General features: G+C 68.0%; 12 protein-coding genes and 2 pseudogenes. 11 read left to right on the forward strand and 3 right to left on the reverse strand.

What is annotated here, in order from left to right; genetic code table 11:
* The first annotated feature begins 123 nt into the window (after positions 1-123).
* On the forward strand, positions 124-747 hold the full coding sequence (locus tag ACN6LB_RS18860; RefSeq protein ID WP_445026929.1) for a Uma2 family endonuclease: 624 nt from the start codon (positions 124-126) through the stop codon (positions 745-747).
* 94 nt (positions 748-841) lie between these two features.
* On the opposite strand, the gene ACN6LB_RS18865 is transcribed toward ACN6LB_RS18860, so the two are convergent.
* A complete protein-coding gene (locus tag ACN6LB_RS18865) occupies positions 842-1,291 on the reverse strand; it encodes an ATP-binding protein (protein ID WP_445026930.1) in 450 nt (149 codons plus the stop codon).
* 246 nt (positions 1,292-1,537) lie between these two features.
* On the opposite strand from ACN6LB_RS18865, the gene ACN6LB_RS18870 reads away from it, so the two are divergent.
* From ACN6LB_RS18870 to ACN6LB_RS18880, 3 genes and pseudogenes are all read left to right on the forward strand, one after another.
* Positions 1,538-2,389, forward strand: a complete 852-nt coding sequence (locus ACN6LB_RS18870) for a helix-turn-helix domain-containing protein (RefSeq protein WP_445026931.1) — start codon at positions 1,538-1,540, stop codon at positions 2,387-2,389.
* Positions 2,390-2,400: 11 nt separating this feature from the next.
* The gene (locus tag ACN6LB_RS18875; RefSeq protein ID WP_445026932.1) at positions 2,401-2,613 is read left to right on the forward strand and encodes a DUF397 domain-containing protein; all 213 of its coding nucleotides are present in this window, start codon (positions 2,401-2,403) and stop codon (positions 2,611-2,613) included.
* 32 nt (positions 2,614-2,645) lie between these two features.
* Positions 2,646-3,147, forward strand: a pseudogene (locus tag ACN6LB_RS18880) (site-specific integrase); the annotation flags it as partial.
* A gap of 107 nt (positions 3,148-3,254) precedes the next feature.
* Here ACN6LB_RS18880 and ACN6LB_RS18885 read toward each other — a convergent pair.
* Complete coding sequence (locus tag ACN6LB_RS18885) at positions 3,255-4,058, reverse strand: hypothetical protein (RefSeq protein ID WP_445026933.1); 804 nt, start codon at positions 4,056-4,058, stop codon at positions 3,255-3,257.
* Positions 4,058-11,227: a polymorphic toxin-type HINT domain-containing protein gene (locus ACN6LB_RS18890; RefSeq protein ID WP_445026934.1), complete on the reverse strand. Its 7,170-nt coding sequence runs from the start codon at positions 11,225-11,227 to the stop codon at positions 4,058-4,060. The genes ACN6LB_RS18885 and ACN6LB_RS18890 overlap by 1 nt, the downstream gene beginning before the upstream one ends.
* Before the next feature lie 542 nt (positions 11,228-11,769).
* Here ACN6LB_RS18890 and ACN6LB_RS18895 point away from each other — a divergent pair.
* The 7 genes and pseudogenes from ACN6LB_RS18895 (at position 11,770) to ACN6LB_RS18925 (ending at position 23,436) form a co-directional block, all read left to right on the forward strand.
* On the forward strand, positions 11,770-15,261 hold the full coding sequence (locus ACN6LB_RS18895; RefSeq protein ID WP_445026935.1) for a DNRLRE domain-containing protein: 3,492 nt from the start codon (positions 11,770-11,772) through the stop codon (positions 15,259-15,261).
* A 159-nt stretch (positions 15,262-15,420) separates the two neighbouring features.
* A pseudogene (locus ACN6LB_RS18900) lies at positions 15,421-16,016 on the forward strand (Uma2 family endonuclease).
* Positions 16,017-16,119: 103 nt separating this feature from the next.
* Positions 16,120-17,247, forward strand: coding sequence for a serine hydrolase domain-containing protein (locus ACN6LB_RS18905; RefSeq protein WP_445026936.1), 1,128 nt, complete (start codon positions 16,120-16,122; stop codon positions 17,245-17,247).
* Between the two features lie 160 nt (positions 17,248-17,407).
* Positions 17,408-18,535, forward strand: coding sequence for a hypothetical protein (locus ACN6LB_RS18910; protein ID WP_356131818.1), 1,128 nt, complete (start codon positions 17,408-17,410; stop codon positions 18,533-18,535).
* Between the two features lie 11 nt (positions 18,536-18,546).
* Entirely contained in the window at positions 18,547-19,935 is a 1,389-nt protein-coding gene (locus tag ACN6LB_RS18915) for a hypothetical protein (protein ID WP_445026937.1), read from the forward strand.
* A gap of 10 nt (positions 19,936-19,945) precedes the next feature.
* Positions 19,946-21,907 (forward strand): hypothetical protein, encoded by a 1,962-nt coding sequence (locus tag ACN6LB_RS18920; RefSeq protein ID WP_445026938.1) that lies wholly within the window; start codon positions 19,946-19,948, stop codon positions 21,905-21,907.
* Between the two features lie 5 nt (positions 21,908-21,912).
* Complete coding sequence (locus ACN6LB_RS18925) at positions 21,913-23,436, forward strand: penicillin-insensitive murein endopeptidase (RefSeq protein ID WP_445026939.1); 1,524 nt, start codon at positions 21,913-21,915, stop codon at positions 23,434-23,436.
* Positions 23,437-23,530 lie beyond the last annotated feature (94 nt).

A 23,530-nucleotide genomic window follows, 5' to 3' on the forward strand; every position in this document is an offset into this window, starting at 1 on the left:
CCTGGTGGAAGCGGGCCCCACGGGCGTGTGGGGCCACGATCGGGTGAAGCGGATCGATCACTCCTCCCGTGGGCTGTCCAGCCTACGATGATGCTCTCGACAACAGCCCACGGGAGGCACGTGATGTCCGCAGCACCCGTCGAGTGGTCCGAGCACCCGGCCGAGCATCGGCCCAAGACACTCCTCGAAGTGGCAGACGACATCATGGACCGGATGCCTGGCTACCGCGTCGAGATCATCGGAGGCCAGATCCTCGTGTCCCCGCCCCCAGACGGCGCCCATGCCCGCGCCCTGACCAAGCTCATGCGTCCCTTCCTTGCCGCGGGCCTGGACGAGGAGGAGACGAACGTGCTCCAGGCAGTCGGGCTCTGGCTACCCGAAGGAGACGCAGCCTTCGCGGTACCTGACCTCGCGGTCGTCGACGCCGACTTCGAAGAACATCTTGTCAAGCGCAACTGCTACGCCCCGGTCTGCTTCCGCCTTGTCCTGGAAGTCACTTCCAGTAACTGGACGACTGACGTCCTCATCAAGGACTCCGTGTACGCCGAGGCGGAGATCCCCATCTACGTCATCGTCGACCGCAAGCACCAGCGCCTCCACGTCCTCACTGACCCCGCCGAAGGCGAGTACGCAAACCATCGAGTCCACGCCCCCGGCGAGATCGCCCAGCTCCCCGACTCCATCGGCGCCAAGGTCACCCTGGACGTGGCGGAGATCCTCGCCGCCGGGCAGCCGAAGCGGGACTGATCCGGCGGCCGGGCCATCGGTGTGAAACCCACCGAGAGACCCGCCCCCCTCCTCTTCCTCGGCGGCCGCCTGGGCGGTGCACTCCCGGTACGTCTCACGGCGCGCGCCACTCCGCCCACACCTCCTTGCCTCCACCGCTACGCCGCCCGTTGACTACCCGGTAGTGCCCCCAGTCCTCGGCACACGCCCGCAACAGCCAGAGCCCGCGCCCACTTTCGGAGTCGAGACTGGGACCCGCCCCCGGACTCACCGTCGGCGGAAACGGACAGCTGTCCCACACGCTCAACCGCAGCCGCCCATCAGCGCGTACGAGCCGCACGGCGACGGGATCCCACGTACAGGCAAGGGAGTTGGTCACCAGCTCGGACGCGACGAGCTGGGCGTTGTCGAGTACGGCGGGGGTGACTTGGTAGCGGGTGAGCACCGCCCGTACGTGAGCACGGACGATGCCGGGTCCGAGGGGCGAGTGGGGGATACGGAGGGCGTACTCCCAGTCGGCGTCGAGCGGAGAGCCATCGGAGTTCGTCAGGGCGAGTTCGGTCATGGCCGTAACTCCTCTTTGAGGTACGGGGGTTGGATGAGGGGGTGGAGATGAGGATGAGGTCGGGTGACGCGGGCGGTGGCTCTGTCGCCGTGCGGTGCCACGCGCTGTGCGTGGGCGGGGCGGTGCGCTTACGGGAACCCCGGTGTCACGTTGGGTAGTTGATGCGACACTGAAGGTAGAGGGTGCGGAGTAGGATTACTACCTACTCGGGAAAACCACTACCCCAACGAGTGAGGGGACGACCGCATGCCGCCAAGGGAGACAGCAACCGTACGGCAGCAGCGCGTGGGTGCCGAGCTGCGCAAACTGCGAGAGCGGTCAGGCCTGAACTCCCGTGAGGCAAGCGAGCTGTTGAGCGTCAACGCGGCACGCATCAGCTCCATCGAGGCCGGCCGCTTCGGCGTCAGCGCTGATCGGGTCCGTATGTTCGCCCACAGCTACGGCTGCTCGGACGATCCGTACATCGAGGCTCTCGCGGCCATGACCGCAGGACGGACCCGCAACTGGTGGGACGAATACCGCGAGACCCTGCCGGCGGGCCTCCTGGACCTCGCCGAGCTGGAGCACCACGCAACAGCGATCCGCACAGCCCAAGTCGCCCACGTTCCCGGCCTGTTCCAGACCGTCGACTACGCACGCCTGATCTTCAGGCAGTCCATCCCGAAGCTGTCACCACCCGAGATCGAGTACCGCGTCACGCACCGCATCAAGCGCCAGGGCATCCTCTTCGCGACCAACCCCACCCCGTACACGGCGATCATCCACGAGGCCGCCCTGCGCATGCGCTTCGGCGGTCGGGACGTGACACGCGAACAGTTGGAGCACATCGTCGAGATGAGCGAACGGGACCACGTGACCGTCCTCGTCATCCCGTACGACGCCGGAGTCTTCCCCGGCGCGGGACAGAGCGTCCTCTACGCCGAAGGCCCCGTCCCCCCGCTGGACGCCGTGCAACTCGACGCCGAACATGGGTCCGTATTCCTCCACGCGGACCTCCAACTGGAGAAGTACCGCACTTTCATGACCCGCTTCGAGGCGGTCGCCCTCAAGGAGACCCCCTCAAGAGACCTGATCCGCGAGATCATCAACGCCCTCTGAAAGGCCCCGAAGTGCCCACCCTCCACTGGCAGAAGTCGTCCTACAGCAGCGAGGGAAACAACTGCCTCGAACTCGCCACCGCCCCCGACGGAACGATACACCTCCGCGAGTCCGACGACCCGGCGGTCACCCTTTCCCTCCGCACTGCCACTCTCACTTCTCTCCTGGCAGCCACACGCCGAGACATATCAACCGCAGATCTTGCCGGGCGAGGAAAGCCGTAGGGTCACGCCGTACGACCACCCCGCGGGCCACCGCCATCCGCCGCACACTCCAGCGCACCAGCGCAGGCGGGCTCATCACGCTGCCCACCAAAACTCGTGCTGCCGAGCGCCGCATCGCCATCCCCACCCGCTGCGTCCGCTCACTTAAGCACCGCCACGAGCAGCAGCGCGAGCGTAAGGCCGCGGGCCCGGCGTTGCAGAACAAAGGGCACGTTTTCACCAATGCGACAGGTAGAACGATCGACCCGACCAACCTCACCCGCACCTTCACCACATTCCTCCGCAAGGCCGGCCTCCGCCGCATCCGCTTCCACGACCTCAGACACGCCACCGCCACTCTGCTCCTGGAACAGGGCGTCGACCTCGTCGTCATCAAGGAACTCCTCGGGCACGCCCACATCGGCGTCACCGCCGGGGTCTACGCCCACGTACGCCTCCGCCCCCAGCGCCAGGCCATCGACACCCTGGGGCAGGTCCTCGGTGACCAAGACGACGACCCCGACTCCCTCACCCACCGCAGTCGTCGTCCGCTGACGTTGCCGTCAAGCACCACAGAAGCCCCACCAGAAACAAATTCTGGGTGGGGCTTCTGCATTCAAGGTCATTGCCTCAAGTGACCGACCGTTTGTTGGCGCGGATCATCACTCCTCCGGACCAACGATTCTTACTGAATCCGGAAATTCACTAAGCAAGCCTGAATCACCTGCCACGACCCTGGTTCCCCTAAGTCGAAGGTCACGCAGGGAACCCATACCGAGAAGCGGAGCCACCGATCGCACCTCCCCCCCGTACGTAACTCTGAGCTCTTCCAGATTATTTAGAGCTGACACTGCGCTGAAGTCCAGCGGCTCAGGCTGAATTGACTCCCCTCCGCCAATCAGCCAGCATCGGCGCAGATCTTGGAGGCATCGAAGAGGGGCAAGACTTTCAACGCGCGCCTCAAGAATCTCCAGGTCGTCGAGTTTCGTGCAGTTCTCCAAACCGCGAAGATCCACAATCTGCCCCACACCTTCCAGCTTGAATGACGAGATCCCGGGCGCACTCCTCAGGAATCCCAAATCACTCCTACCGGATGACCAAATCGTCAATCTCGCCAGGGCGGGAAACCCTGCAAGGTCAATTGCGCCCGCCCGATCATCTAGCGCCAACGCCGCCAGAGAGGCGTTCCGGACTGCAGGGATCGCAACTTGCCCCCTCGTGAGGAGCACCAGTTCGCGGAGTCCAGCGATTTTGAAAGCGTGCGAGTCATCGACGATGCGGCCTTCGATCTCCAGATACTTGAGCTCCGGCAAGCTGGACAAGAAATCAAGGCCGCCCAGCCGTGCGCTTCCGCTCGCACGGAGGAACAATCCGTTGAATTCTCCGGACTGATACTGCTGGCCGAGTTCACGCTCATCGATCGACTCGTCGGCTCGCCAATTCAGGACTCTATAGTCCGCCCGCATTAAGGAACCTCATTTCGGCGATTCAAAAGCGTACCGCCACCCACGCCGCCATATTGATCTATTACCGACTGCTCTTGCTCCCTGATCGCTTTCCAGGAGTGGCCAGACATATCGTTCACCGATATGTTGGAAATGTCGCTTGTCGTGTAACCCGCCGACTTCACAGCCGCCTTGTCTGAATTGAAAGCGGCATGCAGGCGACTGTGTATGTTGGTTGAACTGGACCCAACATACACCTTGCCATCCTTCATCGTGATGGTGTAAACCCCGGGCACGGTCGGAGCATTCTTGAATCCGAACGTGCTACACGACGAGTTATGCACCAGCACCGGCGTATTCCCCGCCAGCACATAGTACGTATGCAGACCATCAACCGTGAGGTTGTACGTCCGCGCATGCCTAGTGAAGGCGCGGTTCCCCGTGACGATGACAGCACTTCCGTCGTCGGTACGCAAGGTCATGCCCGGTTGAAGGGCGCCCGCTTCGACCCAGTCATGCTCGGACGGGGACCAGAAGGGGTGCTCGTGCGTGGCGGTGAGCTTTTCGATGCCGTCCTTGGTGGCAATGGACAGCTCGTTGAAGTACTTGTCACTCTCGGTGCGGATGAGCCGGGCCACCTTGCGGGGCTGCGTCTTCCCGGTTTTCGGGTCGGTTGCCTTTACATGGTCACCGAGTTTGACGTCCTCAATGTTCTTGGTCGTTCCGTCTGCCATCAGGACATCGGTTCCGGCCAGGAAGCACTTGCATGGACTCCGCAGGTTGACACCAGTCTCACCTCGGCCAGCCGGACCTTCCCCCGGTCCGGCCAAAGCCATCATGGTGACCGCACTCGGAGGGCGCATGGTGCCCGCACATCCGCTTTCATGACCCAATCGCATGCAGGCCTGGAATTTGACCATCTCCAGGATGGTCTGACCCGCTTCCTCATTCGCACTGGGTTCGGTCAAGCAACCCGGACTTTCGCCCCTACACCATGACTCGGCCACCTGCGAGAGCTTATCGGCGTACTTTTCCGCGTACTTCCAACTCCGGTCGACGAAAATACCGGGATAGACCTCCTTGTGTGTCTTGATGAAGGAAGCGGGGTAGATATTTCCGGCCTTAAATGCAGCCTGATAGTTCTGTGAGTACCTCGGCGGTCCGGATGAAGCCGGGTGTGTCGGAGTCCTGTTCTCGTGGTTCGTCGTTGACCTTGTGGGGCAGTCGAGGTCTGCACACAAACCGGTGGGGTCGCTGTTACCTATCGGGCTGTTGCTGCTGTATGCATATCCGTTCATCTGCAGCGGGTCCGCGATGTCGATGATCGGGTCTGCGGAGAGGAAGCGGCCCGAGCTCTGGTCGTATTCGCGGGCGCCGATGTGCGTCAGGCCAGTGGCCACGTCGTCGATGCCGACGCCGAGGTAGCTGCGCTTGTTGGGCCAGCTCGACGGCTTGGTGCCGCGGGCCTCGCCGTACGGCTTGAACACGCGGCGCGTGACCGGCTGGCCGCTGGAGAGGTCCACCGACGTGTTCGCCGTGCCGAGGTGATCGGCGATGAGCACGCTGAGCTTGTGGCCTGTCGTCGCGCCGTTGGTGGCGGTTCGGACGACCGAGGGGGCGCCAGGCTGGGCGTAGGAGCGCGAGGCACGGGTGATGGTGCCTGACGCGTTTGTCGTCAGTTCCGTCTCGCCCACGTACAGGGTCGAGCCCGATGACGAGTTCTCCAGGATGCGGCTTCCGTCGGCGTCGTAGACGTACGTCGTCTTCTTGCCGTCGTCCGTGATCGAGTCGAGCTTGTTCTCCGGCGACCAGACCAGGTTCTGTGTCGTGTTGGACAGGTCCCGGACCGTGGTGTTGCCCGTGTCGTCGTAGGTGTAGGCGCTGCCCTTGCCGGACGGGGTGGAGCTAATGGAGGTGACCGTGTGCGGCTGGGTCGTGCCGCCGGTGACCGTCTTGCCGTAGCGGTGGGTGAACGTGACGTTCTTCGTCGCGTCCGCCGTGTCGTGCTCGGTCATCGTCGCCCGGTTGCCGAGCCAGTCGAACGTGAACGACTGGCGGTAGGCGGTGGCGCCGGTCGACACCGTCGCCGCGTCCGGGGCCGCCGCAGCGAGCGTCGACGTCAGGGAGGCGTCCGGGCTGGTGGTGTCCGTCGCCGCGTCCGGGGCTTCGGCTACCGGGCCGGACTCGGCCGCATAGTCAGTGCGGTACCCCCACGTCGTGCCGCTCGACGACTTGCAGCCCGTGCCGTTCCCGCCAGGAGTGGTCTTCGATGTCCATGCGTGCGCGAGCTCGCCCATCACGTCGTACGTGAAGCACTGGGTGTCCCAGGTGTCACCGGTCGCATCACTGAGCCGGCGGGCATTGGAGGTGATCGTGCCGGACGTGTCGTAGGAGTAGTAGCTGTCCGTGATGCGGTGCGGGCCCGAGGTCTCGCGGTCCGAGACCGTGCGCTGAAGGCGGCCCGTGTACGGATCGACGAAGTTCGACATCCAGACGCGGTAGGGCTGGGATCCGGAGACCGTCCGCAGTACCTCGCCGTACGGCGAGTACGTGGCATCAGCCGTGTACCAGCTCTGGCCGGAGGTCGACTCCTCCAGACCGTCGGCGTTGTAGCGGGTGACGACCTTCTCGCGCGACAGGCCACCGGCGGCGGGCAAGGTGACCGACTGAGGCTTTCCTGTCGGCGTGTACGTGTAGGCGTACGCGTATGTGCCGGCCAGGCCCGTCGTCATCGTGTTGGACGGGACGACCGTCTCGTTGCCGGTGACGTGGTACTCGGTGTCGTAACCGGTGACGCGGTTGATGTAGTCGCCGTTGGCGGTGTGACGGATCGATGCCACCGGCTTGCCGAGCCCGCCGGTCAGCGTGTCGTAGGTGTACTCCTTGGCAGGGCTCGCGGTCGCGGACCCCTGCCTCACCTTGAGGACGCGTCCGAGTACGTCGTACTCGGTGAAGACCTCCTGCTGGCGTGCGCTCTTCACCCGGTTCGGGCGGTCGGCGTCGTCGTACCACGTGGACGTGGTACCGGTGTCGGGATCGGTGGAGGACATCAGCCGACCACGGGCGTCATACGTGTACGACCACACGTTCCCGGCCGGGTCAGTGACTGTGCTGCGGTTGCCTCGGGCATCGTAGTCGTAGGTAGTCGTACGCCCCTCGGACGCACCGGAGTCCTGCTTGGTGTAGTGCTTGATGGAGGTGACCCGCCCAAGGGCGTCGTAGGACGTCCGTGTTGTCGGAGTCGTCGAGCCCGCAGGATTCACCCACGTGCTGGTGTCGCTGTAGCTGGTGTACGTCGAGTGCTTGTAGTCGCCGCCCTGATAGACCGACGAACGGACCTCGCGCTCCAGACCGTCGTAGCGGTGCTTGACCGAACTCGGGATGAGGGACTTCGATTTCGGAGCGAAGAGTCCTGAACTCGGGTCACCCTTCGCGAGGTATCCGCCGGTCACCTCGTCGACGAGACCATGGTCGTCGTACGTCGTGTCCGTGACGATCCGACCGGGACCCTGGGCCTCGCTCTGCTTCTGGACCTCACGCGTCAGACCGTCGTAGAGAGTCACCTCACGGCTGTAAGAACCGTCGTCCTTGAGTGTCTTGACGGTCATTGCGGCCGGACTGTTCCGGTCGGACGTGGCGATCGCCATCTGGTAGTCGATCTCGACGTTCGGCGACTTGCCGCCGGACGAGCGCGACGGGGACCAGCCCTTCACCAGGCGCCCGAGGGCGTCGTACTCGTTGCGCGTCACGCGGCCGTTGGGGTCGGTGACCGTCAGGGCCAGACCACGGCCAGGGTCGAATGTCGTGGTGGTGGCGTGGCCCTTGGCGTTGATCGACTTGACCGACGTGACCGGTCCGCCGTCGTCACCGGGGGTGTACTGCGTCTCCGTGGTGCCCGTTCCCGGCGCGGTGACGGTCCGGACGCGGCCCAACGGGTCGTAGGTCGTGCTGGTGACGACCGAGTACGCGGTTCCGGCTCCGTCGGCCTGCGCCTCCGAGGTGAGCAGACCCTTGGTAGGCGTCGCCCCATAAGCCAAGCTGTCGTAGGAAAGATGCACCGCCGACTTGAGCTCGGTCGCCGGATCGGCGGTGGCGTAGCCGGCGCAGGACGTGCCCGTGCTGCGCTGCTCCTTCGGCAGGCCGATCAGCCACGCCGACGTGTTGTGCAGGTACGACGTAACGGTGCAGGTCTGGTCGGAGAGCGCCTCGCCGGTGCCGTTGGGCTTGACGACGGCCGTCTCCACCTGGGTGGGCAGGCCGTAGGTGTCGTCGACCGTGGTGAGCGTGCGGACGGCACGCCAACTGTCGCCGTCCGTCTGGATCTCATCCGCTCGCTTGACTCCCACACGGTGGGCGAGCAGCGGCTCCCCAGCGGTCCCGTCCTCGTACTCGCGCGAGCGCGACGCGGTCTGCTTGGACCAGGGGAAGTTCAGGTTGCGCTTGAGGACCTCTCCGTCGGAGTCGCGGTAGGTGATGGACTCCGCTGTCATGCCCGCGTACTGCGGCGCATCGTCCGTCAGGAGCGTGTACTTGCTCTCGGAGTCCTTTACCTCGCCGCCGGTGCCCTGGAAGTAGCGCGTCACGGCGTACGACTGGGACTGCTTGACGCCTGCCTCGGATGCGGACTTGCTGCCCTTGAGAGTCGTGACCTGCCGGTAGCCTCGCCAGTCGCTGTACGTACGCAGCGCGGGCCGCGTGAACTCGTCGTCGCTCTTCGCCCAGGCCGGGCCCGAGTACTTGTACTTGGTGACGACCGGCTTGCCATGCGAGGTGACCTTGTCGGTCTCGGTGACGGAGTCGACGACGTACTTGTTGAACCAGGCCTTGGCGGGCGTCCTCTCGTCACCGTCGGGCGACCAGCGGACGGGGTAACAGGTGCCGTTGCTCTTGCCCTTGTCCTCCGAGGGCTCGGCCGCGCAGCCGCCCTTGTACTCGACCTCGATGTCACCGCCGTACTCGGTGGAGACCGTGCCGATGCGGGGGCGGGTGAAGCCGGGCCGTTGGTCGCTCTTGTCCCTGGGCACGAGGTTGGGCAACTGGCGATCCAGAAGTCGCTTGCGCAATTCCTTCGGCGAGCTGGTGCCCACCGTGTAGGGCGCGAAACTGATGCCGTCCTCGGACTGGAGGGTGCCGGTGGTGTCGCCAGACGCGTATCCGGTGCGCGTGATCGAGTCGAGCCACAGGCCGGGCGCGGAGTCGTACCAGCCGTCGGGGAAGGACTGTTGGAGCGTGTACGTGTCCACCTTCTGGAGGGCGCTGGAGCCGGGGCGCTGCGCGTAGGTGGTGACTGCGGAAAGGCGCAGGCGGGTCCAGAAGGTCGGGAAGGCGGGGCAGAGCTTCGACGTGGACTTGCAGTTGAGGTTTCCGGGGCTGTCCCACCAGGGGCGGTAGGCACCGGGGTCATCGGTCTTGTCGAAGTTGGCGCCGGCGCAGACCGTGGCGGAGGCGAGGCAGCGCTGGGCCACGATCAGGTCGACCCTGGCGGACGGCTTGGTGAGGTCCGAGGAGCGCATGCCGTACTCGATGGAGTCCGGGTAGGCGGCTCGGTCGTAGGCCTCCGGCGTCTTGAACTTCTTCTTCACCGCGTAGTAGTTGGTGGACTGATGCCAGTCGATCACCATCGCGTTGCCGTGAACGTCGACGACCTTGTCCAAGCCCCAGCGCCAGGCCTGCTGCTTGCCGGAGCCGCAGCGCGAGTCCACGAAGGCGGTCGCATGGCAGGGCTCGCCGGGGTGATTGCCGAAGACGGGGACGGTCGAGACCGAGTCGGTGTCGGCGTGGCCGCCGCCCACGCTGTTCAGGCCGTAGTAGTACTTCGTGCCGTCCGGAGTCGTGACGACCCAGTACTCGCCGTTGTTGTCGTCGTTGCTGCCGCCGGTCTTCCGCTCGACGCGGGTGCCGTCGTCCTGCTGCGGGCGGTAGATCTCGGTGTCGGTCTCGGGGTTGCTGCCTGCGGCGGCGTCACGGACCAGCTCGGTGGTCTTGCCCGCCAGGGACATCACCGCGTTGTACGACACCCAGCACAGGTCGGACGTCTTGTCCTTCTTGGCAGTGTTGTTGGGGGTGCCGGAGTCGAGCTTCTTCCGGTCGTCCTGGCAGGTGCGGTAGCGGCGCTCGATGTGGCCGGGGTCGTAGTCCCACCCCTCGCCGATCCAGGAGGCCTGTGGCGAGGAGACCGCGGTACGGCCGTCCACCGTCTGCGAGTTGTAGTCGAAGGAGACCTTGGGGGCGGGACCTGCGGGCGGGCTCGGCACCGTCAGCGGATACGACCAGCTGAACGCGCCCGACGATCCTCCCGCTTCCCACTTGCCGTCGGAGGCGAGCGGTGTCGCCTTGAAGCTACTTGCCTCGGATGCGCCCGAGTCGACCGCGCCGACGACGGCGGTGTCGCCGGCGGCCGCGGGAGTCACCGAGGTGGACCTCCGGTAGGCCGCCTGCGCCACGCCCGAACCCTTGGCGTCCGAGGACGTCGCCGAGGCCGGGGTCACCGTGCCGTCGGCCGCCGGGTCGACGGTCGCGGTGAGGGACTTCGACGCGGTGTCGTTCGTCGTCTCCAGTTCCTCGTACGTCTGGCACGCCTCGTCGTCCGGCGTCGTCAGATAGCACTCGGGGAACTGCACGAAGCGCAGACGGGAGGCCCAGTCAGCACCGTAGAGGCTCTTGAACTTGGAGTAGTCCAGCTTCACGGAGACCGGGACCGCGCCGGTGTCCGGGGCGCGGAGGACCAGTACGGCGCCGTCCACGCCTTGGCTGACCGAGGAGGTGCGGTCCGGGATGGTGACCTGCCATGTGCCCGTCGGGGCCGGCTGGTCGGGGGCCTGGCCGAGGCTGACGGGGAGGGTGCCGACGGGCGACAGGGCTGCCTGGTCGGCGGTGGCACCGGCGGCGGCTGTTCGGGCCGAGGCCGTCGTCGTGGTCGTGGTCGTGGTCGTGGTCGAGCCGAAGTTGACCGAACCCGTCAGGTTGGAGGGCGGGCTCGTCGTGCCCGTCTTTGCCGTGAGGAGGTCCTTGGGGACATCGGCCTTCAGCGTGGCCAGGTGGCGGCTGAAGACCTTGCCCGGGATCGGCAGATCGCGCTTCAGGTCCTCCAGGGTCAGCGTCTCGCGCCCCGTCTCCGCCTTGTCCGGATTCGGTGGCAGCGCCAGCGACTGCGCGGGCAGCAGACCCACCAGCAATGCGGCTGCCGTCACGGGTACGGCTGTGCGCGCGAGGCGGCGCCTGCGGGCATGCGAAAGTCGCTCGAACACGGCGAGGTCCCCCGGACCAATTGGTGCGGGGCCAATGACAGACCACGCGTGACGACGTAACAGACAGCGAAGATTCTGTGATCGTCCTGTGAGGAAATGCCAGACATGACCGGACGATGTGATCATCATCACGGAACGTAACGCATCGCTACGCAACGAATAGATCCGAAGTCCGGATACCACTTCGCAAGGGATTGACCAGCACTTTTGCATCTTTTGACGTGTACACGTGCGCAGCATGGCAAATGACCAGGCGTTTCACACCGGTTGGCGATGCTCCGCGCCTTTTGCCCCCCCCAAGGACGCGGGCCCACTCACTCCTCGTCAGCCGTCCGCCCCCCTTCCACCAGCAGCGGAGGGTCGCCCCTCGCACCTCCCCCACGAATCCCGCACAGGATGACGACAGCTTCCCCATAGGTCATCATCGGCTGGCCCGGCCACGCCCTGTCACGTGCCGGTTCCAAGAGGGAAGGGGAACCCGCCCGATGACGCGCATCACGCGCAACTGGCGTCGCATGCCCGGCCGTCGGGCCGGTGCGGCACTGGTCGCAGCCGCGGTCGCCACGACCGGCATCGTCTACGCCGGATTTCAGCTGGACAGCGACGCAACGGACGACGGGACCGGGCACGGCTCGAACTCGAAGACCGTCACTGAGGCCACGGCCATCAACCGGGCGGCCAAGACCGGCAAGTCCGTTGAGGTCACCGCCGCGCGCACCTCGCACTCGACCACCTGGGCCCGTCCCGACGGACTCATGACGAAGCGGCTCTACTCCTCGCCCGTCCGCGCCAAGGTGGGCGGCGAATGGAAGAAGATCGACCCGAGCCTGCACCACACCAAGGACGGGTGGGAGCCGAAGGCCACCAACACCCGGATGGTGTTCTCGGACGGCTCCGGCGGGAGCGGTGAGCGCGCCTCCCGCTCCACCGTGCGTCGCGTCTCCCTGGTGAAGGGAGCGGCCGACGCCGACACCGGGACCCCGCTGGTGACCCTGCACGTCGGCGACGGCGCCTACGACATCCAGCTCACCTGGCCCGGCGCCGTTCCCGCACCCGTCATCGACGGCAACCGCGCGCTGTACCCGGAGATCTTCCCGGGCGGCGACCTCGTGCTCACCGCCGACGACGACGGCTTCGGACAGCTCGTCGTCCTGAAGAACCGTCAGGCGGCCTCCGACCCTCACGTTCAGCAGCTCGTCTACGGCCTCCACTCCACCGATCTCACGTTCCGGCTCGACCCGGCCTCGGGCATCGTCAGCGCCGAGAACGCCGACGGCGAAGAGGTCGCCGTGTCGCCCACCCCGCTGATGTGGGACAGCAGCGGGTTGCCTGCCGGCACCGACACCGCCGTGGGCGAGTCCGCCCAACCCACCGAGCCCGAGTCCCCGGACCCGACGGACTCCGTCAGCTCCTCCCCCAGCGAGAGCGCGAGCCCGACGGACGAAGACCCCGTCGAGTCGGACGAGCAGAGCGACACCGACGTAGAGGCGCTGCCGTCGGCGAGCGACGGCCCCGAGCCGACAGTCTCGGAATCCCCGTTGCCGTCCCCGCCCGCCGAGCCGACCCCGGCACCGACGCAGACGGGCTCGGCGGCAACGCTGAGCCTGCCCTCACTCGACGGCCCGTCGCCCGACTCGCGCGGTGACCTCGTCGAGACCGACCTGTCTGCGGGGCAGTGGCTGCTCACGCCCGACCAGGACTTCCTGGCCGACCCGGAGACCACGTTCCCCGTGTTCATCGACCCCTCCGTCAAGAGGCAGTCACAGAACTGGACCACCGCCTACAACCGGTTCCCCAAATCCACCTTCTACAACGGCAAGGGCTTCAACAAGGGCGGCACCCACGAAGCCCGCGTCGGCTTCGAGTCCGACACCTGGGGCACCTCCCGCTCGTTCTTCAACATCCCTTTCGACAAGGACCTGAAGGGGACGAAGATCACCAAGGCGAAGTTGACCCTGCTGGAGACGTACTCCTGGTCGTGCCAGGACCGCTCGATGAGCGTTCACCTCACCGGCGAGATCGACTCGCACACCAATTGGAACAACGCGCCCAAGCTCCACGACGGCAACAAGCTCGCGACCAAGAGCTTCGCGCACGGCTGGAAGTCCAAGCAGTGTCATGACGACTACGAGTCCTTCGACGTGAAGAAGGGCGCCCAGAAGACCGCCGACGACGGCGATGACGACACCATCACCTTCGGGCTGCGCGCCCGCGACGAGCACGCCCAGTACGCGTGGAAGAAGTTCCAGGCCAACGGCGACTTCCCGCCCTCTCTGGAGCTGGTCTACAACCGCAAGCCCACGATCGTCTCCGGCTCCCTCGACCTGGGCCCGGACGCCAAGTGCACCACCACGCCGTCGTACGTCCGCATGGGTTCGGGCGACCTGACGTTCACCGCCAAGGCCGCGGACAAGGACAAGAACCTCGACCGCCTCGACTTCGACCTCTGGCCGACCGGGCAGTGGGACAGCACCGGTGACCTCCTCAAGTCGACCGGCACGGTGTCTGCCGGTGCTGACACCGACACAGCTCTGAGAACAACGAAGGCCTTCTCCACCAGCGGGCTCAAGAACGGCACCACGTACTCCTGGCGAGTGAGGGCGATCGACGACGCCGGCAGTACGTCGGCGTTCTACCCTGCCAAGACGCCTTGCCGGTTCGTCCTGGACACGGCCGCACCCCGGCCGCCCAAGGTCAGCTCCACCGACTTCCCGGATGCCGACGGCGACGAGAACGGCTTCGGCAGCGGCGGCGAGGACTCGAACTGGAGCACCCTCAAGTTCGGCACCGCAGGCTCCTTCACCGTGCGTGCCCTCAACACGGACGTCGTGCGCTACGAGTACGGGTTCAACTCGGCCAGCTACCCCTGGCATCTGGACCGCACCTCCGGCACCGCCACCTCCGTCAGCGCGACCCTCAGCAACGCCAAGCCGCCGACCGCGGGCCCGAACGTCCTCTACGTCCGGACAGTGGACAGCGCGGGCAACGCCTCGGAGCCGACGAAGTACTTCTTCTACGTCACACCGCGCGACCAGGCCGACGCTCCCGGAGACTTCACCGGCGACAAACTGCCGGACTTGATGGTCGTCACTGAGGGCGGCAACCTGTCCCTCTATCCCTCCCAGGCCGACAAGGACGACCTGACCAAGGGCACCGGCGACCTCGACTACTCCATGTCCGGCGCCTACCGGGCCAACCCGGACAAGGACCCGAACGGTGACGAGCTGCCGCCCTACGCCGCGGCACCCTCCGGCCACTTCAAGGACGCCCTGATCACCCACAACGGCGACATCTACGGCGGCGACGGCCTCCAGGACCTCGTCGCACGCGTCGGCGGCAAGCTCTGGGTCTACCCCGGCGACGGATATGGCGCCGTCAACATCGACAAGCGTCGGGAGATTCTGCTCCCCGAGGGCACCCCAAGTCCCTCGGACATCACCCAGCTCGTCAGCGCCGGGGATGTCACCGGTGACGGGCAAGCCGACTTCTTCGCCACTGTCGCGAACGGCGCCGACGACGAGCTGTGGGCGTTCACCGGCTACCACGGCGCCACCGTGGACCAGGCGATCCGCCTGTCCGCCTCCGGCTGGAAGGACCGCGACATCGTCACCGCCCAGGACATCACTGGCGACGACGTCACCGACCTCGTCTACCGCACCGACGTCTCGTCCCGGCTGCTGCTCCGCAAGGGCATCGCCGCGAGCGGCGCGGGAACCGACCTGAACTCGCTCGCCTCCGCCGCCGGCTCCTCCGGCGGGGCCGACACCGAGTACGGCGCCTCCGGCTGGTCCAGCAGCAGCGTCCCGCTCCTGATCGGCACGCCCGATGCCAACGGGGACTCCGTCCCGGACATCTGGGCCGTACGGTCCGACGGGTCGGTACGGTTCCACGCGGGCGGCAAGGCCGCTCTCTCAGGCTCCGGAGCGGAGATCATCGCCCCGGCGAGTTACTGGAAGACACGGATCGCCATCGGGTGAGCTGGTACGCGTACGTCCACGTGGGCGCCGTTTCCACAGGGTGGAAGCGGGGCCCACGTGCGTGTCGGGGCACGATCGGGTGACGTGGTGCGAACGGGACGCCGACAGCTCGCCCGGCCTACGATGATGCGCTCGACACCAGCCCACAGGAGGCACGCGATGTCTGCAGCATCTGTCGAGCGGCCGCACGGCGAACGGCCGCTGATCGCAGAGGCGAATCTCATCATGGAGAGTCTTCCGGGCCGCTGCGTCGAGATCATCGGAGGCCAGATCCTCGTGAGTCCAGCCCCGACGGCCCTCACTCGGAAGCCCTGATGCTCTTCGCCCTCCCCTTCATGCAGCTCGGCCTGATGCGGGCGCTGCCAGGTATCGGCCTCTGGCTCCCCAGCGGTCCGGAGGACTACGTGATCCCCGATCTGTCCGTGGTGGACGACGACTACCGCGAGCACCTGGTGGAGAACAGCTGCTACGACCCGGAATGCTTCCGCCTCGTCCTGGAAGTCACCTCCGGCAACTGGAAGACCGACCTGCGTACCAAGGTCTCCTACTACGCCAAGGCGAAGATCCCCGTCTACGTCATCATCGACCGCCGGCACCAGCGCCTGCACGTCCTCACCGACCCCACCCGGGACAGCTACGCCACCCACCGCATCCACGCCCCCAGCGAACTCGTCACCCTCCCCGACTCCATCGGCGCCAAGGTCACCGTCGATGTGACCAGGATCCTCGACGCCGGCCGGCCCAAGCGCCCCTGAGGCCCTCGGCCGGGGACCCCGAGGGCAGCTCGGGGTGGGGGTCAGGGGTGGGTCCGGGATCTTCCCGATGGCTTGCGGGCGGGGCGGCGGCAGACTCGTGGGCATGGCGAACTCACTGTTGCGCAGAGGAAATCGCGGGGTCGTGGTGGCGGCCGGGGCGCTGGCTGCTGTTCTGCTGGCCGCGGGAGCTGTTCCGGCGGCGGCCGCAGCGCCCGTGCACCGCGAGGCACAAGGGAATCAAGGCAATCAACGGCATCAAGGGCTGGACGAGAAGGCGTTAAGGGCCTCACTCGCCGGCCTGCCCGACGAGAACGTGACGGGCGGGCTCATTCGCATGAGCGGGAGCGACGGCCGATGGACGGGAACGGCGGGGCCCTCCGTCCCCTCCCCCGACGCGCACTTCAGGATCGGCAGCATCACGAAGATCTTCACGTCGACGGTGGTGCTGCAACTCGCCGCGGAACACCGGCTGAGCCTGGACGACACGGTGCAGCAGTGGCTGCCGGGGCTTCTCCCCACGGGCTACCACCCCATCGCCGTCCGCCAGTTGCTCAGCCACACCAGCGGGCTGCAGATACCGACCTGTGCCAAGGAGGACGTCCCTCCGCTGGAGGTGATCAGGTCGGCCCTGTCCTGCGGGACGCCGACGGAACCCGGCAAGGTCACGCAGTACAACGGCATCAACTACTTCATCGCCGGGCTGATCGTGGAGAAGGTGAGCGGCCACTCGTACGGTCATGAGGTCACCGCCCGCATACTCCGCCCCCTGGGCTTGCGCGACACCTCGGTGCCCGCGCTCGACGACTGGTCGATACCGGCGCCGTACACCCGCGGACTGGTGGCGGTGGAGGGCTCGGACGAGCTGAAGGACGTGAGCGTCCAGAGCCCGTACTCCTGGGCGGAAGGCGGCATGATCTCCAACGCCCCCGACCTGGGCCGGTTCTTCACGACCCTGTACCGCGGGCGGCTGCTTCCGCCCGCCCAGCAGAGGGAACTCTTCACGCTGCCCACCGGCGTCACCGGCGACAAACAGTTCAGCTACGGCGGCCTGCAGCGCACGGCGTTGCCGGACGGCACCGTCGTCTGGGGCAAGAGCGGCTCGTACCCCGGCTACACGAGCGGCGTCTTCGCCACCCGCGACCTGCGCCGAGTCCTGGTCTACTCGATCAACCCGACGGGCCGGGCCCCCGAGCTGCCGTACGTCATGCGCATAGCCGACGCGGCGTTCTGAGTCTCGCGCCCAGGCACCCCAGGCCCCCCTAACCCAGGGTCATCCCCAGGTCCGCCCCCAAAGACCGCGCCCCCGTCCCGCTGCCAACGTTGCTGTTCAGGCCCTGGTTCCTGGGTCTGGACAGGTCGCGTCGGCTCATGGCCGGGAGGGGCTGATCACTATGCAGCCGTACGAAGAAGAGGATTACGAGGAGCGCTACGAAGAGCGTGGCGAGGGGCGCCATGAGGAGCGCTACGAGGAGGAAGAGGAGTTCGGGGCCGAGGAGCACCGTGAGGCGCGGCGCGGGGAGCGGCGTGGGGAGCGGGTGCCCGAGTCGCTGGAGAGCCCGTTCAGCGAGGAGGAGGAACTCCAGCTGGCCACCGAGCTGTTGGGGGTCACCTCGGAGGAGGAGCTGGAGCAGTTCCTCGGCAACTGGCTGAAGTCCGCCGCGAAGAAGGCCGGCGGGTTTCTGCGTTCCTCGGTCGGCAAGCAGCTCGGCGGCATCCTGAAGAACGTCGCCAAGCAGGCCCTGCCGAGCATCGGAGGCGCCATCGGAACGGCGATCGCCCCGGGGCTCGGCACCGCCGTCGGCTCCAAGCTCGGCTCCTGGGCGAGCAACCTGTTCGAGGTGGAGGGCGAGGGACTCGACCACGAGGAGTACGAGTTCGAGGCCGCCCGGCGCTTCGTCGCCCTGTCCGGCGCCGCCGCCCGCAACGCGGCCCACGGCTCGCGCCGCACCGCCCCGCGCGCCCTCGCCCAGCAGGCCGCCCATTCCGCGGCCCGCCGTTACGCCCCCGGGGTCGCCCGCCGCTTCAGGGCGTTCGCCGTTCCGGCGCCCTGGTACTGGCCGGCGCCCATCCCTGTGGACGTCGACGGCCAGGCACCGGCGGACGCCGCCGGCGCATCGGGTGCGCCGGTCAAGGAGGAGTGGGGCTGGGCTCACGCCGAAGAGACCGGACAGTACGCGGAGGAGGAACGGGGCGAGGAAGAGGAGGAGGGTCGTCGGGAGTACGGCGAAGAGAGGCACCACGGCTTCGGCGAAGAAGCCCGGCGTCGCTACGGCGAAGAGGAAGAGCGCGGCTTCGGCGAAGAGGCCCACCGGGGTTACGGCGAAGAGGCGCACCGCGGCTTCGGTGAGGAAGAGCGGCGCGGCTTCGGCGAAGAGGCCGGGTGGGAGCGGGCCGAGGAGGCGCACGCTCACGGTGAGGGTGCGCGGCACGGCGGGCACGAGGGCGGGCATCACAACGGGCATGCCCGGTCCGGCCGTTGGGTCCGTCAGGGCCGCAAGATCGTCATCATGGGGGCCTGACCGCCGTGGACATGCGGCCGGCAGCCACCGCGCTGCTCGAGGGCGAGGCCCGCGCACTGCTGACCCGGCTGGCCCGGGTCAAGCCGTTCGCGCTGCACGAGACCATGGTGCCTGCCGCCGCACCGTCCCCCGCCGCCCAGAGCGCGATCGAGCGCTTCCTCATGGAGGGGCGGGCGAAACTGCGGGGCCGGGTCGGCGCGTATCTGGAGTGGCTCGAAGGGCCGGGCGGGGAACGGGAACCCGAGTGGCAGCAGCACCAGTTTTCCCTGCTGCGCTGGGAGTTCAACTCCGTACTGACCCACTTCGACCTCTTCCAGGAAGCGGTCACCCAGCGCAGTGAGCGCGAGGTGGGCGTGCTGCTAGCGGGGCTGGACGTGGCGGCGGTCGACGCGCTCACCTCGCCGGGCACGCCGCTCGCCGATCCGCCGCCCATCGTCTGCTACCTGGCCCGGGGTCCCGGCGGCGCGATCCGCCGGGTGCACACCCGGATCCCGGGCGGCGGCCGCAGCCCGGTCGCGCTGATCCGGATTCCGCGCGAGCGCATGGTCGGATACGGCATCGGCTCCTCGCTGACCCATGAGGTCGGGCATCAAGCAGTCGCGCAGCTCGGCCTGTTGGAGTCGTTGCGGCCCGTGCTGTACGACATCGAGCGGGGTGCCCGCACCGAGGCCGAGCGGACCGCCTTCCGGTACTGGGGGCTGACGCTCTCCGAGGTGCTGGCGGACTTCTTCGCCGTGGGGAAGCTCGGCATCGGCGGCACGCTGGGCCTGATGGCGGTGGTGTCCCTGCCGCGCAGGCTGGTGCTCGCGCCGGCGCCGCTGGACGACCCGCACCCGTTTCCGTACCTCCGGGTCCGGCTCAGCTGCGCCATGGGCGAGGCCCTCTACCCGCATCCGCAGTGGGGGCAGCTCGCCGAACTGTGGGCCTCGCTCTATCCGCCGCGCCGCGCCACACCTGAGGTGCGGGACCTGATCACGGCGCTCGAACGGTCCATGCCGCGCTTCGTCCGGCTGCTGGCGGCTCACCGTCCGCCCTCGCTGAGCGGCGCCCGGCTGGCCGATCTGATGCCCCGCGGCAGCCGCACGCCGGCACTGCTGACGGCGCGCCACCGGCGCTGGATGCGGCAGCCCGAGCTGCTGCGCACGGCGCCGCCCACGCTCGTCTTCGCGGTCCTCGGGCAGGCCAGGGCCGCGGCGCTCATCACGCCCGAGGAGGAGAGCCGGCTCCTCGGGGAGCTGATCGCCCACTGGGCGCTCGCGAGCACGCTCGGCACCCTGTCGGCGTGCGCGGCCACCGCGCCGCCGCTGCCTACGGCCGCCGCAGCCGCCGTATCCGCACCCGGCTGCGCATCCGAATCCGCATCCATTTCCACATCCGCATTCGTTTCCGAAAGCCGTTGAGGAGGCCGTCATGGCCACGATCGAAGTACGGCCCCAGCAGATCCAACAGGGCGGGCGCGTCTCGCTGCTCGCCAAACCCGCTCCGCGGGGACCGGCCGGAAGCACCGAGCCCACCGCCGCGGACGCCACGGCCACCGTCACCTGGGAGGTCGTCGGCTTCGGGCCGCTGACCCCCGACCCCGCGGACCCCGCCCGGGCCGTCTGGGACGTGCCGGACAACCAGCAGCCCGGGGGCTACACCGCCCGGGTCACCTTCCGCAGCCCCGGTGTCGCGGACGACGTGGGAACGGCCGACGTCACCGTGGCGGTGCGGCCGTTCGCCGCCGGCGACAGCATCAACGTGCAGCTGCGCAGGGCGGGTTCGGATCCGACGGACGACCAGGCGCTGTGGACGGCGATCCGCCGCTCCACCGACCGGATCTCGTTCAACGAGTACAGCGCCTTCATCGACCCGATCATGTGCAACACCACGCCCCTGCCCGGCGCCCACGAGCCGCGCAAGCAGATCGGGCCGCGCGCGCTGCCGTTCCCGGGCGTGGACGCCTACCGGCTGCTGAAGGTCGCCACCGAGGTGTTCCTCCTCGTGCGCTGCGGGGTGCTGGTCTCGGCCGACGACCTGATCACGCCGTTCGAGGGCGTCGACCTGGAGGAGGAGCGGCGGCGGTACGGCGAGTCGGGCGACGTGGACGGCGACGCGTTCGCACGGGCCATCCAGCAGCGCTGGCAGCGCTATATCTCGGCATCCTCGCCGGGTGACCGCCGCCCGGACGAGCAGGACTTGGCACTGCTGCCCTACCTCGGGGTGATCCGGCTGAAGCTGGGCGAGCTCGCGATCACCGATGCGGACAAGTTCGGTGTGGAGTGCTTCGGCATCCTCCGCGACAAGCTGACGTTCCCCTGCTTCCTCGAACTGATCTGGTCGTACTGGCACGAGGAGGGCATGCTGGTCAACTCGACCGAAGCCATCGCCAACCGCTTCCAGAACCTGCACGGCCCCGGCGACTACGACCCGCTCGCCCACGTCGACATCGACCCGCTGCGCGCCCTCAACCAGCTGATGTGGGGCTACGTACAGGACGAGCAGAACCGGCTGACCTCCCTGCGGCGGGCCTACGAGTACGACCACCAGTACGGGATCACGCAACTGGCGCCCGGCAACCCGCCGTTGCGGCCGGTGGACAGCCGTCCCCGCTTCCTTGAGGCCTTCCACACCCTGCTGAGCCTGACGTCGGTGTTCTTCCGCGAGGACGACGACACCACGGTCATCGCGGACGGCTTCCCGGTGCTCAACGCGCTCAAGGACGTCCATCTGCTGCTGACCGAGGGACAGCACAACCAGTACGGCGACCTGCCGTGGACGGCGCGGCAGGAGATGCTCATGGAGGAGTGGATCCTGGCCCGCCCGGAGATGCGCGAGTTCCTGCCGGGCCGCACGATGGTCGCCTATCCCGAGCAGTGGATGGACCGCGTCGACACGATGAAGCGGCTCCAGGGCTGGACCCCGGACACCGTCATCCACTTCCGCGACCTCGGCCGGTTCGGCGAGCAGCTGCTCCTGACGATCCGCTACGGCAACTGGAACTCGGTCAACGACCGTACGCAGGCGGCGAACTGGGCGCGCTACTGGCGTTCGGAGATCCAGGGATACCTGCACTCCTACCGCTCGGTGACCGGCGTCGACCTCGGCCTGGAGCGCACCGACGCACGCATCGACGCCACGATGCCGGCGGTGCACTTGCGGCGTCGGCTCCTTGAGCAGCAGGGCCGGCACTCGGTGGCCGCATCCTCCGGCGGTGACCGCCGGGACGGGCGCCGCATCGAACGGGCCCAGTCCAGGCCGCAGTTGCCCCCGGCCGCCGCCCGTACCCCGCAGGCCCTGCCCGGCGGCAGGCAGCCCGCCCGGCGTCCCGCGCAGTTGCCGCCGGGCCGCAACGCGGGGGCGCCCCGGCGCCGGCGCCCGGAAGGGGAGTGAGGGGCATGCCGACCGCCTGGAATCACCCCGAGGGGGCGCGGCTCGCTGCGCCCCCGGGGGCCGGCGCCCGGCCCTCGCGGGCCGCCGTCCCGGACGCCCGGGTCGCCCGGCTCTCCCCGCACTCCCGGGGCGCCCGTGCCCGGCGCGTGCAGGACACCACCGCCCGCAATCGTGCCTACGCCCGCTCGCTGGGCTGGGGCCACCACCTCCCGGCGCTGCGCCGGGCACTGAACTCGCGCCGTACGCAATGGGACTGGGCCGCGCTCGGCGACGAGACGATGAAGTGGCAGGCGGCGCAGGGGATTTCGCCCGCGGACGGTGACATCGGGGCCACCACCTGGCCCCTGCTGCGCACGGCCGCGGGAGTGGCCAAGGACCCCGCGGTCTCCTTCCAGCTTCCGGCGTCGGGTCCGGGGTTCCGGGCGTCCGGCCGCCCCGCACACCGATTCGGGCGGCCGGAGACCGGCCGGGCCCTGCTGGCGGTCGCGGCGGCCTGGAGCCGGGCGCACCCGAAGGGGCCGGTGCTCGACATCCGCGATCTGAGCCGGAGCGGCGGCGGCCCACTGCCGGGGCATGTCTCCCACCGCCTCGGGTTCGACGTGGACATCCGGCCCGTCAAGTCCAACGGCCGTCAGGGACCCTTGAGTTGGCGCCAGCCCGGGTACTCGCGAGCACTCACGCAGGAGCTCGTCGACCTGCTGCGCGGCAACCAGGTCCTGCCGGTCCACGCGATCTTCTTCAACGACCCGGAGGTACGCGGAGTGCGTCCCCTGAAAGGCCACGACAACCATCTGCACGTGCGGTTCGCACCGCATGCCCCCACTCCCCGCGGGCCCGAGCCGCCGGCCCTCGAAGTGGCGGCCGCGCCGCGCCTGGGCATCCTCACCGCGCAGGGCAAGGCTCCCTACCGGTTCACCGCCGAGGACCTCGAATGGACCGCGCGCTTCGTCATCGGCGAGTCGGGCGGCCGGGACGACGCGGACAGCCATGCGGTGATCTGGGCGATGTTCAACCGGTACGCGCTGCTCACCCGCCCCTACTACCGGACGTTCAACGCCTTCCTGCGCGCCTACTCGACACCCCTGCAACCGGTCCTGAAGAGCTGGGGCGCGAGCAGGCGGAACATGAACCGCCCCGACTACGTGCGGACCGGCGGCACCTTCGGACCGCCCGCACCGCCCGGAATCCCGCGCGGCCAGCGCCGCGCCTACCTCGACCTCCAGCAGCGCCCCTGGTCCCAACTGCCCGCTTCCGCAAGGTCGGTGGCGACCCGGGCGCTCGGCGGGGCGATCGCGAACCCGATCGGCAACGCGACCGAGTTCGGCTCCACCTACGTCTACTTCCACGACGCGAACCACCGCTACCCGAACCCGGAGGAGTGGCGGCGCTTCACCGACAAGTACGCGGCCTCGATGAGCTGGCAGTGGATCGGCCCCGTGCAGGGCCTCGACCAGAACAAGAACACCTTCTTCGTCCAGCGCAGGCTCGCCGGCCTCCCGGTCCCCGCGGTCCGGGTCCAGGCGGCCTGAGCCCCTCCGCTTCTCCGACGTTCCCCGGGCGTCCCCCGACCGCTCGCGAACCGCCGGTTCCCCTGACCCGACCGGTCCCGAGGGAACCGGCAGC

Source organism: Streptomyces sp. SAS_270, from assembly GCF_052543295.1.